This window comes from Flagellimonas olearia, from assembly GCF_004150225.1.
Lineage (GTDB): Bacteria > Bacteroidota > Bacteroidia > Flavobacteriales > Flavobacteriaceae > Flagellimonas > Flagellimonas olearia.
Genome location: NZ_ML142909.1, coordinates 293824 through 308545, shown reverse-complemented (window position 1 = coordinate 308545; position 14722 = coordinate 293824). Strand labels below are relative to the sequence as shown.

9 protein-coding genes are annotated in these 14722 nt (G+C 41.2%); 1 reads left to right on the top strand and 8 read right to left on the bottom strand.

Going from position 1 to position 14722, the window contains the following annotated elements; all coding sequences use genetic code 11:
• Positions 1-53: 53 nt before the first annotated feature.
• The 7 genes from DN53_RS10345 to DN53_RS10315 all read right to left on the bottom strand — a co-directional run bounded on the left by DN53_RS10345 (position 54) and on the right by DN53_RS10315 (position 12185).
• Positions 54-1427 (bottom strand): serine aminopeptidase domain-containing protein, encoded by a 1374-nt coding sequence (locus tag DN53_RS10345; protein ID WP_129654201.1) that lies wholly within the window; start codon positions 1425-1427, stop codon positions 54-56.
• Between the two features lie 147 nt (positions 1428-1574).
• Positions 1575-2000 carry a helix-turn-helix domain-containing protein gene (locus DN53_RS17935; RefSeq protein ID WP_165357363.1) on the bottom strand — a complete coding sequence of 142 codons (426 nt, stop codon included), beginning with the start codon at positions 1998-2000 and terminating at the stop codon, positions 1575-1577.
• A gap of 1288 nt (positions 2001-3288) precedes the next feature.
• A complete protein-coding gene (locus tag DN53_RS10335) occupies positions 3289-4806 on the bottom strand; it encodes a sialate O-acetylesterase (RefSeq protein WP_129654199.1) in 1518 nt (505 codons plus the stop codon).
• Between the two features lie 3 nt (positions 4807-4809).
• Positions 4810-7419 carry a sodium:solute symporter family protein gene (locus DN53_RS10330; protein WP_129654198.1) on the bottom strand — a complete coding sequence of 870 codons (2610 nt, stop codon included), beginning with the start codon at positions 7417-7419 and terminating at the stop codon, positions 4810-4812.
• A complete protein-coding gene (locus DN53_RS10325; RefSeq protein WP_129654197.1) occupies positions 7416-9416 on the bottom strand; it encodes a family 20 glycosylhydrolase in 2001 nt (666 codons plus the stop codon). Before DN53_RS10325 ends, DN53_RS10330 begins: the two co-directional genes overlap by 4 nt.
• Positions 9417-9419: 3 nt before the next feature.
• Positions 9420-11015 (bottom strand): sialidase family protein, encoded by a 1596-nt coding sequence (locus DN53_RS10320; RefSeq protein WP_242502114.1) that lies wholly within the window; start codon positions 11013-11015, stop codon positions 9420-9422.
• Between the two features lie 3 nt (positions 11016-11018).
• Positions 11019-12185 (bottom strand): n-acyl-d-glucosamine 2-epimerase, encoded by a 1167-nt coding sequence (locus DN53_RS10315; protein WP_129654196.1) that lies wholly within the window; start codon positions 12183-12185, stop codon positions 11019-11021.
• Between the two features lie 142 nt (positions 12186-12327).
• On the opposite strand from DN53_RS10315, the gene DN53_RS10310 reads away from it, so the two are divergent.
• Positions 12328-13056, top strand: coding sequence for a FadR/GntR family transcriptional regulator (locus tag DN53_RS10310; protein ID WP_129654195.1), 729 nt, complete (start codon positions 12328-12330; stop codon positions 13054-13056).
• Between the two features lie 152 nt (positions 13057-13208).
• On the opposite strand, the gene DN53_RS10305 is transcribed toward DN53_RS10310, so the two are convergent.
• Positions 13209-14714, bottom strand: a complete 1506-nt coding sequence (locus DN53_RS10305; RefSeq protein WP_129654194.1) for a RagB/SusD family nutrient uptake outer membrane protein — start codon at positions 14712-14714, stop codon at positions 13209-13211.
• Between the last annotated feature and the right edge of the window lie 8 nt (positions 14715-14722).

Genomic DNA, 14722 nt, shown 5'->3' with positions numbered 1-14722 from the left:
TACACAAAAAAGAAAGTACGCCTAGAGAAACCAAAAACTTAAGTCTCATTGGTCTAGGATTTAAGCTTATTTCGCATCCATTCAATACTTTTCTTGGCTATTTCGGCATTATAGTTTTCACTAGCATAGGATAGCATATTTCCACCGGAAAGGGTCTGGACATTATGTTCCATGGAATTGAAGTTAACAAAACCATGATCTGCATTTTCTATCAATAAAAAAGTTCCCTTACCGCTATTTTTGTTGACTAAATCAGCTATTATGCGTGCTCCTTCTTCATCTATTGCCTGAATGTCAAATTCGCCGTGCATGGCCAAGACATTTGTTTTTACCATAGACCAGGCCTTTGTGATGTCAACATCAACAAGTCCTTGCCAAAATTTGAAATTACGCCCAATATATTGGCCTCTTTCAAGGTCGTCCAGGTTGAATTGTGAAGCGTATTCTTTTTTCTCCGCCATTTCCTTTCCTGATAATTTGTGAATCAGTAAATCGTCATTGAACTTTAGATTGATTTTGTTGTTTTCCCTAATTTGTGCCTCGGAAACCCCAAAATGCTTGGGCTGTTTGGTATAGAGGTCAATCATGTAATCATACCAGTTTTTACCAACGCTGCCATAGGTAATGATTCCTCTAGGTGGTTTTACTTCGTTCAAGAGTGGAGCTATCACTCCTCCCATGGAGTGTCCGAACATGAAAATATTATTGGTGTCCACATTGTTTTTTTTCAATAAATCCGCATATCCTTCCTTAAATGCCTTCAATTCTTCCTCAAAGCCTATTTCAGAACATGGCCTATCACTTTTACTGTCGCCCACACCCGGTTTTTCAACCCTGTACACGGCAAAGCCAGCATTTACCCAATCGAGCAGCAACTTTTTCATTGGGGCATCGTTGGATACGGTTTCTACCGAACCACAGGTATATCCCTGAAGAAAGTAAATCACTGGTGGCTGCGACTTGTGTTTAGGTGTCACTAAAATGCTTCTTAGGGTATTACCTTCGTAAACCACCTCATCGTAAAAGACACTTCCGCTTTCAAAGTTTTCCTTTGGTCTTCCTAGAAGACGGGTAGAATTGCTCATCCTTTTATCGCCTGACCAATATTCCACTTCCAACAGGTCTCCTTCGTATAATTGTGCCGTAATATCCAGAACGTCTTGAACATCATTCACCGAACTGTCATTTAGTTTTGTTAACACGTTACCCTGTTCCACACCCAAATTTGAAAAAGTGGAATTGGGCATTACGGAGATAATATGTATTCCGGAGCTGACCTTAAGGTTATGTTGGGCCGCAATACTGTCGTTCAAGGTTTGCATCATGACACCTAAAAGTCCTTTTCGCTTAAGTGATTGGGCATTGATGGAATATGACCCTATAATTGATACAAAAAGAAAAGCCCAAATGGAAGATAAACGTATCATACAGTCTGCTTTAATTCATTTTTAATTTGGAAGCAAACGTACCGGTTTTAGCTTTTCAAGTCGTCCGAATAGCTGCAGCTGCAAAAATCTTTACCTACTTTTAAGAGACTTTAACAGGGAGTTTAAAAGAAAAGATTGTAAAAAATACTAGCCATAAAGTTTGGTAATATGGTTTTTTCGATAGGCGGATGGTGTTTCACCAACCATTTTCTTGAACACTGCATTAAAAACGGATTTATTGTTAAATCCGGATTCATATAGTATCGTTAAAATGGTCATATCGTCTTTACCATTTTTTAAAAGTGATTTGGCTTCTTCTATTCTATAATAATTTACAAAATCATAAAAGTTGCCTTTAAAAAAATTATTGATTAGGCTGGAAACATTTCTGGGGGATTCGCCCAATGCAGTAGAAAGGTCGCCAATTTTTAAATCTGCGTTTTTGTACAACTCCCTATTTACCATGAGGTCACATAATCTGTTGTAGACTTTCTTATTTATGACATCATTGTTGGGTTCTTTCTTCAACTTAACGGACAAGTTGTTGTAAAAAACCTCGGGGCTACTTAACATTAAAACTATGGTTGCGTTGGATAGCAACAGTAAAAAAAAGACCCCTATCAATGTCAGTATTTCTGAGAAGGTTGAATTGTTTTGCAACACAGAGCTTGAAAAAAACAGAACCCAAATGGCCAAAAACAACAAGAGCACCTGTTTTAACCATTTCAACATTTTATTAAAACTTGGATTGCGTTTTTCAGTTCTATGGACAGTCCAAAAAGATATACCGGTATAAGCAACAACTTGTAAGAAGTATAGGGATTGAAAATTATTCCTAAGCATTAAAAAGCTTTCAAAACCAGAATTCCGAACACCTATCACCAATAAGATAACCAGTATAACATTAAGTATGGTAAAAATGAAAAACGGTACAAAATGTAGGATGAACTTTTTAATTGAGACCCCGGACCGAACAATATTCAAAGTAAACCAATACAAAATAGGCGCGTAGAAGAGTAAAAAAGAGTTCAATAAAACACCACTATAAAAAGCAAATCCATTCCCCGAAAAAATTGAACCTTCCAATAATAAATTACTCAACAAAGTAATTCCCTTTCCCAAAAGAAAAAAAGAAAAGATAAAAATAGCATCATCCAACTTTTTTCTATGATACCAGATAAGCACAGTGAAAAGTAAGAAGTTGAACAAGGTTATCTTCTGAAGTAAATCAATCATTGGCAATATTAGAAAGAATATGTAAAAGTTTAAGAATCAACAAAACTTATCATTCTCACAGATTTCTTTTTGGTTAAAATATTAAATTAAGATTTTTCATCTATTTAAATTTTGAGACTCCTCTGAAAAACCAAAAACATATTTTTCAAATATAACCGTAATAAATATGTACAATGGAATGTATATATCCAATTTCCAATAACCTTAACTTTTGAATGCATTATATGGCAAATGAGAAGTTGTCATATAATGCATTGTCAAGTCTAAATTTAGATTGATTATTTCAAATAAAAATTATTCAAAATAGCTGTTTTTAGAGCCTCAAAAGTGTTTCTGATTACAGAAGAAATCTAACATAGAATCACCAGCATTAAAAATGTTCAAATCTCACCAAGAAGAGTTAAAAAACGTTAGGTAATGAGATGTTTGCAAAAAAATAAGTCTCGGAAGGAGAAACTCTCTGAGGCCTTATGAATACCAGAGATTGTGGCAGAACGCTAAAAAGTCCTCTATCCACCTAGAAAACAACTAAATAGATTCCCAATTTTGTAATTGGTCTCCTATTATCAATCTTTGACCTTCCTTTGATTAAAATCAACAAATAATATGACTGTGAACAACAAAGTTAATTTTTGTCAGTACTCCCTACTTTAATCTTAAATGTGGACGCTGGTAGTTTTTCAGAATTGATCAGATTGGCTTTTGTCCATGGTTGCCATCCATAATATAAAAAATCAGGTCTTTTGGAAACCGGTATCACAATGTTATCATCCACGACAAAAGCTTCTATCTGGCTTTTTCCGTCCACAGAAAAACCTTTAATGGATTGCCCGCCGCTTACAGAAAGTCCATGACCATATTTGAACGACACGATAACCTGGCCATTTTTATAAATGGCTTTTTTGGGAAGCGGTCCCGAAGGTATTACATCATGGCCATACACATCTTTTAAGGCCCATCTGGCCAAACGCTCTCCCACATCTTTCTTATTGGTGGGATGAACATCGTTCCTCTCCCCAATATCACTGGACACGGCCATCCCTACATATTTAATTCTCTCCAATGCTTTACGTTGTTCATCCCGAAAAAGAGGCCAGTATTGTGATTTGTACTGTGTTGAATCAATGGAAGATAGCTGTACCCAATAAAATGGCATTTGGGGTGCTCTCCATTTTTCCCGATAATCCAAAATCATTAGTTCTTGCAAATCGGCATATTCTTGAACGCGTTCAATTTCTTGGGCATTGCTCTCCCCTTGATACCAAATTATGCCCCTTATGGGCATCCCCAACATAGGCTCTATTCCTGCAGAATAGGCAAACCCAGGCTTATAGGCATGGTTTGGTCCCAAACTATCGGAAGGTATATTTGCTGCGGTCTTGGTATTTTGAGTTGCCCTTTCCCGTATCCAAACAGGTAGGTTGTCATTATGTATCCAATCTTTTCTGGTCTTCCCGGAAAACTGAAGATCATTTTTTAAGGTCGTTAGGCTGATGAAGGTTTCCAAAGGGGCTCCCCCAATGCCCAAATTGATCAACCCAATGGGTATTTTTTCTTCTTTGGCTATCTTTTTTCCAAAATAATAGCCTACCGCACTCATTGTTTTTATGGTACTGCTGTCGCTCAATTGCCAGTTGCCCTCATAAAACCTATCAACCTGTAACCTTTTCCCAATGGAATCGCTAAAAACCCTGTTATAAACATTCTTACCCGCATACGTAGGATTGTAGAACCGTAACGAAGTTTGGCCAATATTTTTGAGTTCTTCCTCAAAGTGCATCTCCTTTTCCATGGGCCATTCCATATTGGATTGTCCTATGCAAAGCCACACATCACCAATCAACATATTGGACAAAACAATTTTCTCCCGTCCTTGGGAAATATGAACGGCCCCAGGTAGATTGTTCGCATCTTGTGCCTTAAAATACACACTCCATGTAGAGTCTTTGGCCACTCTCGCCTGTTTGGTATGGCTTAGAAATTGTACACGCACCAGCATATCAGGTGTACCCTTGCCCCAAAAATGAATAGGTTTATCCCTTTGAAGGACCATATGGTCACTAAAGAAACTTGGTAAACTCAATTGGGCAGCAATCAGGTTGATTCCAAAAAGACAAAACACAAACGCCAACAAACTCTTCATCCTTCAATTCTTTTCTCTGAATACCAAACTAAAAATGTAGCCCAAAACAAAACAGGATACCATACCAAGAAAAGCATACATCAAGAAGCTGATTTCGGTATAAGCATTTATGTACCATATCAATACCGCGCTGGACACCAATCCCATAAGGGTGCCAACACCATTGGCCTTTTTGGTAAGAATCCCCAAGAGGAACATACCCCCCAGACCTCCGGTAAACAATCCTAAATAGCGATAGAATTCATCCCAAAGGGATTTTATATTGGAATTGGCCATCCATAGGGCCAACACCATGCCCACAAGACCTGTGAGCACGGTTGCAATACGTGCAATCTTCAACAGTTTTCTGTCAGGAACGTCATCGTAGAAACGTTTATAGAAATCATTACAAAAAGCGGTGGAAACCGAATTAAGACTACTGCTTATGCTGCTCATTGCTGCAGAAAAAATACCTGCCACCAACAGCCCTGAAACCCCAACGGGAAGTTCCCTAACTATATACCATGGAAAAATGGAGTCATTGTTTGAAATGCCAGGGGACAATCGTTCCGGGGCTTCCGTGTAAAAAATGAACAACAAGGTTCCCAATCCAAAGAAAATAATGGTGGCCGGAAGGGTCAATACCGCATTGGTATACAGGGTTTTCTTGGAATTTTTCACATCACTACTGGTCAAATAGCGTTGTACTATGGTCTGATCCGTTCCTTGGGTGACCAAGGCTGAAGCCAATCCACCAATGGTCACGACCCAAAAGGTAGCGGTCGTAAAATCAAAATCCATATTGGCTATATTGAACTTGTTCCTTTCCGAAGCATAGGAAACCATCTCCCCAAAAGAAGCCTCGGTATTCAGCATTATCCAGACCACAGCCAGAATACTTCCCCCCAAAAGAACAATGACCTGCATCACATCGGTCCAAATCACAGCTTCGATACCTCCAAAAGCCGTATACACAATACAAAGCAAGCTCATGATGAGAATACAGGTTTCCACAGGGATTCCCGTTACAATGGTTATCGCCAACGAAGGCAATAAAAGTACAATCCCTATTCTCCCAAACTGGAATAGAATAAACGATAGACTACCAAAGGCCCTTGCCAAGTAATTAAAACGCTCTTCCAGAAATTCATAGGCCGTGGTAATCTTAAGTCGATTGAAAAAAGGAATGAACACCAACGCTATTACCGGCGTGATGATGATTGCTGTCATATTCAGCATAAAAAATGACCAATCCGTGACAAATGCTTTTGCCGGTATGGCCATAAATGTAATGGCACTCAACAGCGTTCCAAAAACACTGAGTCCACTGGCCCACCATGGAATACGCCCGCCTCCAATGAAGTAGTCGTTGGTCGACTTTTGTTTATAGGAAAAATACACCCCTATCAATAAGGATAACAATAAATAGGCTATCAGTACTACATAATTTATGGTCCCAAATGGATTGGCAGCTTCTCCCAATGTCAGGGTCAGCACCATTGGTGTCCTGACCCCCGGGGAAATCTCGCCCGAAACAATTCTAAGCCCCTGATTATCGGTCATTGGAAAAGAAAGGGCCGTTACAGGAAGGGGTCGGGGCAACGTATCGTACACAAACCACGTTTGGGTTATGGTGTTATAGGCCAATATCTCTCTTGAAAATCCAGGGTGGTTGTTCAAAATGGAGTCTCTTTTACGAATCATTCCTCCAACAATGGAATCGTTTTGTTCAGATGGAACCTGCAAGGCAATCTCTTCCAACTTGTTGAACAGGATTTCATCCGATCCCCCATAGATCAAAAGATGCATGGAACCCATTGCTTGCCCTGATGCGCCCATGACAACCCTTGGCTTTCCATCAATGGCAATATTGCCTTCTTCCTGCCATCTACCATTACCAAGGTCATAAGAGACAAAAGAGGTCAATGGTGTTGATTTTTGACCTGAAATTTGGTTTCGGCCTCCAATGAGAAAGAGTTTTCGGGAGTACTGGGTTTCTTGAACCAATGCCACATGCAGTGCGCGTGGTTCTCCCGGAAAGTCAGGCAGCTTTTCCCACTTTTCTGATTCCAATGACATTCGGTAAAAAGTATTGGTACTTCTGTCATCGTTTTTCCCTCCAGCTACATACACATATCCTCCTTCAAGGACTGCTGTGGTATAGGCCAGGGGTTCAGGAAGAGACGGATAATCCGCAAAAGTGATTTCTCCGCTATCTGGGTCATATCCTATCAGAAAAACCAAATTACTGGTATTACTTGCATTTTCACCGCCAATGCATAAGATACCGTTGGGTAATTGTACTGATGCCCCATATGCCAATGGTTTTGGCAATTTCTCTTCAGCATTATGCCAAACTCCGTTTTCAAAAAGGTAGATGTCATCGCTCCATACTTTCTCACCTCCCTCCCACGGTCGTCCATTGGGAAAATTGGCCCCACCAGCTGCCAAAATCACATCACCCAATTGACCTCCCAACATTCCAGCGTACCCCAAAGCGGTTTCACCTTGTATTTTTGAGGGCAATGCAACTCCTTCTTCAATTTTGACCTTATCAGCTAACTGCTGTGCCCTCACATTACATCCAAACAATAAAACGGTTGCAATCAATAAATGGCCGACTATTTTTTTCATTCGGTAACCGGTTTAGTGGAAAATTCGATTCCTGGCTGCCCTATGGCAAAAGTGAACATCCAGTTTTGATATGAATTGGTTCCAGGCACTTTTATCTCCACTTCGTTCCATCCTTTTTTTAAAAACAATTTGGTGGGCTCCCTCGTCCAATACAGTTCTTCTTTTTTCCATGGTGTTTCCTGATCTTGGAATGTGCCCCAACCTTCCGTTTTTGTGGGTTTCCATCCGGGATTCTTCCATTCTGGTGATGGCAGAGGCTGTCCATTCAACAAAACTGTACCCCCATTCGCATCCCATTTTCCCCTTTGGGGAATACCCGAATATACCCTATTGGCCCTGTATGGTGTTTCAAAACTTATCCAGGCATCTACTTCCTGTTCTTTACTGGAGTGAACATATGTTTTTGCAATATAGGTTTCTCCGGGTTGGGCCTCTGGAAATTGGCCTCCCTGTTTGAAACGATCACGGATATAGACCGTATTTCCGGTTGCAAGCTTCTTAATCTTGCTTTTATGGGCCGTCTCCATAGGACCCATTAGTTCCCAAATTGTATTGGCCTGTGCTACATAGGGAAAGGGCTTATCCTTAAAATAAGCTTCTTTGTGGTGCATTAAGAATTTCTCGAACGCTGCAAAATACTCATTTTCAACCGTTCCCTTTGGGGGTACCATGGTGAGATAATCTTTGGATGCCTTTTGAACATCTGCAGTCCAAGTGGTCCATGCGTAGGTGAGCAGGGAAGGATACAGCGGATTGGTAGTGATGGCCTCCTCCTCTGCATTGAGATTGACATCGGGCCATAAACAAATGATTCCCCCCAAGATTTTATTTTTTGAACCATTTCCGATGGGCTTAAAGAAAAGTTTTGGGATATGGATGAACGGATCGCCATTATTGATGTAATTGTTCCAAGAGTCCACTTCCCTGTACCCTCTGTGGCCTACATTATTAGGCTTCCAAGTTTGACGGATAACATCATTATCGGCTTCCAGTCCCGGGTTCCAAACCATGACGTCCCTATCATGCTCCCGAACAAAGTTCACCATGTGATCCATAAATCCCTTGGGGTCTTCTATCTCAACTTCATCAGAACCAATGTGTAGGATTGGACAGTAGCTTTTGGGAATCTCATTAAAAAACTCCTCCAAAATCCTTTCAAGAATTTTAATCCCTTCCCTTGACTCCATCTTATATCCGGTAGCCGTTGTGAAGGCATCGCTATGCCCAGGCATATCTATTTCCGGTATTACCTGTATCTGTCGCTCAGCGGCATATTCAATAAAATCCCGTATTTCAGCATACGTATAGAACCTGCCAGGGTCTCGCGAAGGTCTATGGTTTTTGGGGTCATTGAGTTCTGGATGGACCTTACTTTCAATACGCCATGCCGGTCTATCGGTCAAATGCCATTGGAAGGTATTCAATTTGTACCTCGCCATCACATCCATTTGTTCCTTGAGCGATTGGATACTTTGAAAATTTCTACCCACATCCAACATATAGCCCCTTATGGAAAAGGCAGGCCAATCTGAGATAGTGCATTGATTGAGTAAAATAACATCCTTCTGATGGGAAATCAATTGTCTTAGGGTCTGTAGGGCATAATATTGACCTTCCTCTGTAGCAGCGGTAATATGAATTGCCATTTCTGTAACAGTAAGATCATATCCTTCATCTGGAAGGGAAGGGTCTTTATGGAAATGTATTGTATCAGTGGCCTTACCATCCATTAGGATTCCTGTGTCACGACAAATGGACTCCAATTCGGACTGAATTGACAAGGGCAAAGTTGAATCCGTCTCCACCCGAAAAGATGAAATCAATCGTACCCCTTTACCCCATTCCACCTTTTGGGGAAAGGGAATCAATTTTACAGGAGCATTATTCAGTGTTTCAACGGTAAACTTAGACTGAAAACTTTGTGAGCATAAGGTATTGATGGTCAACAAAGAAATGAGTATCGAAAACAGGGCAAAGGCTTTTTTTAAACGCTCCATGGCCTATTGTATCAAATCAGAAATCGGAATCTTTTGGAAATATAGCTCCTTGACTCCTTCATAGAGAATTCCGATATGGTCTTCATCAACCATGGTAAGACAGGAATAACCATACGTTCCTTCTTCATAAAGTTCTAGCTGGTTATTCTCCGGCCAGCTCATTCCACCATCGAAACTGGTCTTTATGGTGATATGGTTCCGTTTGGTCTTTGAATTGGGGTTTGAAAAGAACAGGATTTTTCCCCGTTCAGGATGTTCATAAACAATGATGCTCGCCATACAGTTGGGCTCGATCAATGCTTCTCGGGAAGTTGGATGTTCTTCCCAAGTTTTGCCCATATCATTACTTATGGCCACGGACCGGCCATTGATGGAATCGTTTCGATTGGACCGATTTCTATCGTCCCTCATGTTCAGCATGAGAACCCCATTGGAGATTTCCACCACTTGCGCTTCGGTAGTCTCAGACTTTGCCCCTGTTCCAACGGTCCAAGATTGACCACCATCTTCACTGTAGATGATAGTGGAATGCGGTACCCTGTCCTTGTCCTTATATTGTGCGGCAAAGACCAACGTCCCGTTCTCCATCGTTATCCCGGAGCCCGGCCCATTGAAAAACAATTGCCATTCTGGTTTCTTGGTCATGGATGTGATATTGACGGGCTTGGACCAAGTAACCCCATCATCTTCACTTTTTACCAAAATCAGTTGGCCTGTCTCCTTTGGTAACATTCCAGGCTGGGAAGCATTCCATGCACGCTCTCCTGGATGACCATGGAGCCAAAGGGCCGCCACCCAAATGGTATTTGTGTTTTTGTCTACAAGCACTGCGGGATCTCCAATACCGTTCTGATCTTCTGATAGACCTCCGTACTCTCCCATATCCATGATAACTTTCATAGGTTCCCACGTTTGCCCCCCGTCCGTGCTTCTGCTCATCCCAACATCAATATCTTCTTGAAGATCCACCGGGTCATTATACCTATTATCGTACACCGCAATCAAGGTTCCCTTATTCGTGGTGGCCAGACCGGGAATGCGATAGGTGTCAATATTATCCTCACCTGCTTGCTTAAGGGCGATTCCTATACGTTGGGGACTCATCCCTGAAGTAATTTTGGGTCTCACCTCAGTTCCATCATTAAGCTTTATAGATACAAGCTCAGCATTTATTTTATGGGTCAATTCCGGGATGTCCTTCAATTCAACAGATAGCCAAAAATTATGTTCACCGGACCGTATGGGACTACTCCCCGTGATGGTAAATGTTGCTGTTGGTTTTGTGATTGTGCCAAAAACAGTTTCCTCTTCCATGTTGCCGGTTTCACCATACAAAACTGTTGCCTGGGCAATATCATTGATATCCGTGGTACCTTCGAATGAAAATGTAAAGGTTTCCAGCTGCCTACTTTCCAAAGTATCGGTCAAGGTTATGCCCATATGTAAAATTGCATTCCGTTCCTTCTTGGCCAAAACTGGCATAGTTGGCTGCAGTGTTTCTATTTGGATTCCGGCATCCTTTTTTTGTCCACATGATATAATCCCTGCCAATGCTAAGGCCGTAACTGTCATCCCGAGTTTATTCTTCACCAATCCCATTGATTATTTATTTTCTTTGTTTTCTATTCTTTCAAATGTTTTCCAGCATTGATACAGGGCCCTTGGTACATGAAAACAACCTTTCCACTTCCCTCCCTTGAGCGTTATATGAGGTTCTCCCTGACGGTTTAAATATCCAAACCACTCCCCATTTTCCGGGTCGGGGAAATGTGACCAAGTGTATTCATGGACTTTTTCATACCATTGCCAAATTTTATCGCACCCTGTTTGTTCATAAGCCTTAGCCAAGGCTACTAAGGCTTCCAAATGGACCCACCAGAGTTTTTGATCGTGTTCCAATTGTTGCGGCGGGTAGCCCATGGCATCCTTAAAGTAAAAAATTCCGCCGTATTGTTCATCCCATCCAAAGTCCAACAAACTGAGTATGGTCTGCTTTGCTTTTTGAATCAATCCCAAATCATTACGCCGCACCCCTATGTCCATTATAAACCACATGGCCTCAAGACCATGGCCCGGGTTGATGAGTCGACCTTCAAAAGAATTGTTGAGTGACCCATCCGGGTTTACGTATTCGTATATTAGATTAGAGCCTTCCCTTAAAAACACTTCCATAACCTCATCAACACAAATGTCAATCGTCGTCTCAACTTCCTTTGGATCCAGTACATGTTCAAGCTCCAAAACCAAGTTTGAAAGTATCATAGGCAAGGCGAAATTTTTCAAAGGTCTATTTCCTGTAGCTTTTTCATATGGCCCTTTGGGTTGCTCCCTCCTACTTAAAATGTTATTATAGATCTGCCTTGCCAAGTTTCCCATTTCTTCATCGTCCGTGGCCTTGGCATATTGGGAAAAGGCCATTGCAGCAAAACAATCGGAAAATATGTTATACGGTTGTACCAATGGATTTCCTTCACGAGTGAGGGAAAAATAAAAATTGCCGTGGCCATCCCTTCCGAATTTTCTCAAAAAATCGATTCCTGTCTTGGCCATATCCAACCAATCTTGCTTCTGTTCAACAGAATTATACAGCATAGAGAACAACCAAGCCTGTCTACCTTGCAGCCATACAAATTTATCATGGTCATAAACCTTTCCTTCCCGATTTAAGCAAGTAAAGTAACCCCCATTCCTTTTGTCCACTGAATGGGTTTCCCAAAAAGGGATCACATCTCCAAAGAGTGCACTTTTGTAAACTTTAGAATATTTCATATTATGTATGACATAATGCAAACATACAATATATTTTAAATATCTTTGTCACAACAGAGGAAAAAGATGTTATGTTTAAAGTATGGCAAATTCCAGCAATTTGCCTGCTATTTCAATCCCATTACAGTTAACCAAAAGCTTTATGGAGCCACTAAAAAAGTTAAAGCCAGTAGATACCCTTTCACTGGTTGATAAAGTAGAAATCAGGTTGTTGGAATTTTTTAAGGAGAATAATCTTGGGCCTGGCGACCCCATTCCAAAGGAATTGGATTTTGCCACCAACCTTGGGGTAAGTAGAACTGTTGTGCGAGAAGCTTTATTGCGGTTACGAACCTTGGGGCTGATAGAATCAAAAAAACATCGGGGAATGATTTTAAAGCAACCCGACATCATCAACAATTTTGAGCGGATCATGGACCCTACCCTATTGGGCACGAAGACCTTAAAAAATCTGTTTGAGCTTCGGATGATCCTTGAAATGGGTATGGCCGACTTTCTTTTTGAGCATAAGACCCAAAAGGAACTTGAGGAGCTTGAAGAAATTGTGGAAGCGGAAGAAGCCACCAGTACAGGCAAAGCCAGATTTTCTTTGGACAAGGAAGTTGCCTTTCATGGAAAACTCTACCAAATTTCCAAGAATGATACATTACAGAGGTTCCAAGGCTTGCTCTTACCTGTTTTTGAATATGTTTACTTGAAAGAAACCAAGAATCGTAATCTGGATGACTATCACTATACGAAAGGCACGTTTGTGACCCACAGGATGCTTTTGGACAATCTAAAAGTAGGCACTCCAGAGACTTTTAGAAATGCCATGCGAAGACATTTAGAACCCCATTTTGATCATATTTTCAAAAACGGAAAGAAGTAACACCTCTTCTAAAAAACAGAGGGCCAAGAAAACTGGAGACCATTGATATCCCTTTGGGATTTACATCATAAAACACAAAAAGGCCCGACTACTATCGGGCCCTTTCACTTGAACTAAACTAAACTAACTAACTCAAATCAATCAATTAGATTTTACTGCCATCCAGGTGTTTGATCCAACAATGGATTCCTACCTATCATATCTTCAGAAATGGGCAATATTAATTTATACTCATCTCCAGAGCTAAGAAAACTTACATTATCTATCACGAAGCTGTCTCCGGCCCGCCTTAGATCCCACCAACGTTTTCCCTCCCCTACAAACTCCTTGTAACGTTCGTCCAAGATGGCATTGGCATTATCGGTTTGGGAACCATTCACATAACCATGGGTACCCGGATCATAATTGGCTCCATAAGCTCTTTGCCGTATTTGGTTGATCTCACCCGAAGGGTCTTCTCCAAGAAGATTTTTGGCTTCGGCCAATAGCAAGAGTACATCGGCATATCTGTACAACGGTACATCATTTTCAAAAATCCGCTCAGATCCATCCACTTGCCCCAAAAACTTTTTAAGTATCGATCCAAAATATGTAGGCTCGCTATAGGTGGGATAACCGGCACCGCCATTGTCATCCGTATACAATCTAATGAACGTTGCATCCTTTCTAGCATCATCATTGTCATCCAACAGCAAAATGGTCTTTTCAGATTGCCCATATCTATTGGCCCCTGCAATGATAAAGTCGCTCATGGATTCTCCCATGGCGTTAAACTGGGGATTGATCTCTGTACTTCTACCTGTAAAACTATTATAAATGTTAGAGGCTTCATCCCGTTGATATTGCACTGCAAAAATGAACTCACTGTTCCCTTCGTTTGGTACTCCCCATAAATTATCGATTGTGGGTTCCAGACTTATCCCAAAAGAAGCGATTTGTTGCAAGGCTGTTTTAGCTTCGGTAAAATCGGCATTGCCTCCTCCCATCAAATTCCCGGACCATATATAGACATCACCTTTCAGGGTCAAGGTGGCCGCCTTGCTCCAAAAGTTCTTGTTGCCTTCCCAAAAACTATCGTCCGAACCAAAAGCGCTCAAGGAAGCTTCAATATCCGACTTAATTTGTGCCATGACATCACTTTGGGAGGACCTTTCCCTGCTGAGTCCAGCTGGGTCAACGGTTGCCAAAGGTTCCAAAATAATGGGAACATTACCCCAAGATTTTAACAAGGTATAGTAATACAATGCCCTTAATCCATAGGCTTGTCCAATTAAATGGCTTTTATCGGACTCGTTTAAAAAGTTTATGTCCGGAATATTAAGTAAGAAATCATTGATTCGATGAATCTGGGTATAAAGTCCACCCCAGCCCCCATAAGGAGCGGTTGAGACCGTAAAGCTGGATTCTATCAAGGACACATCTGCGGGGCTTTCATAGGTTCTCCCTCCCCATACATCGCTTCGTATTTCACCGAGTGACCATAACCCTCCTGTGGCATCCCTTAAATCAGCATACAATCCTGTATGGGCCGTTCTTGCACCTTCCTCGGTGTCCCAAAACCCAGCCACTGTCAATTCACTTGGCGCTACCAGTTCCAATTCACTTTCGCAAGCTAAGAGGCCCAATATTATTATTGATATTACTATATACTTTCTCATTTCTGTAT

Excerpts from the sequence above, each read along its gene's own strand:
- DN53_RS10345 (WP_129654201.1), bottom strand. The coding sequence starts at position 1,427 with ATGATACGTTTATCTTCCATTTGGGCTTTTCTTTTTGTATCAATTATA.
- DN53_RS17935 (WP_165357363.1), bottom strand. The coding sequence starts at position 2,000 with ATGTTAAGTAGCCCCGAGGTTTTTTACAACAACTTGTCCGTTAAGTTG.
- DN53_RS10335 (WP_129654199.1), bottom strand. The coding sequence starts at position 4,806 with ATGAAGAGTTTGTTGGCGTTTGTGTTTTGTCTTTTTGGAATCAACCTG.
- DN53_RS10330 (WP_129654198.1), bottom strand. The coding sequence starts at position 7,419 with ATGAAAAAAATAGTCGGCCATTTATTGATTGCAACCGTTTTATTGTTT.
- DN53_RS10325 (WP_129654197.1), bottom strand. The coding sequence starts at position 9,416 with ATGGAGCGTTTAAAAAAAGCCTTTGCCCTGTTTTCGATACTCATTTCT.
- DN53_RS10320 (WP_242502114.1), bottom strand. The coding sequence starts at position 11,015 with ATGGGATTGGTGAAGAATAAACTCGGGATGACAGTTACGGCCTTAGCA.
- DN53_RS10315 (WP_129654196.1), bottom strand. The coding sequence starts at position 12,185 with ATGAAATATTCTAAAGTTTACAAAAGTGCACTCTTTGGAGATGTGATC.
- DN53_RS10310 (WP_129654195.1), top strand. The coding sequence starts at position 12,328 with ATGGAGCCACTAAAAAAGTTAAAGCCAGTAGATACCCTTTCACTGGTT.
- DN53_RS10305 (WP_129654194.1), bottom strand. The coding sequence starts at position 14,714 with ATGAGAAAGTATATAGTAATATCAATAATAATATTGGGCCTCTTAGCT.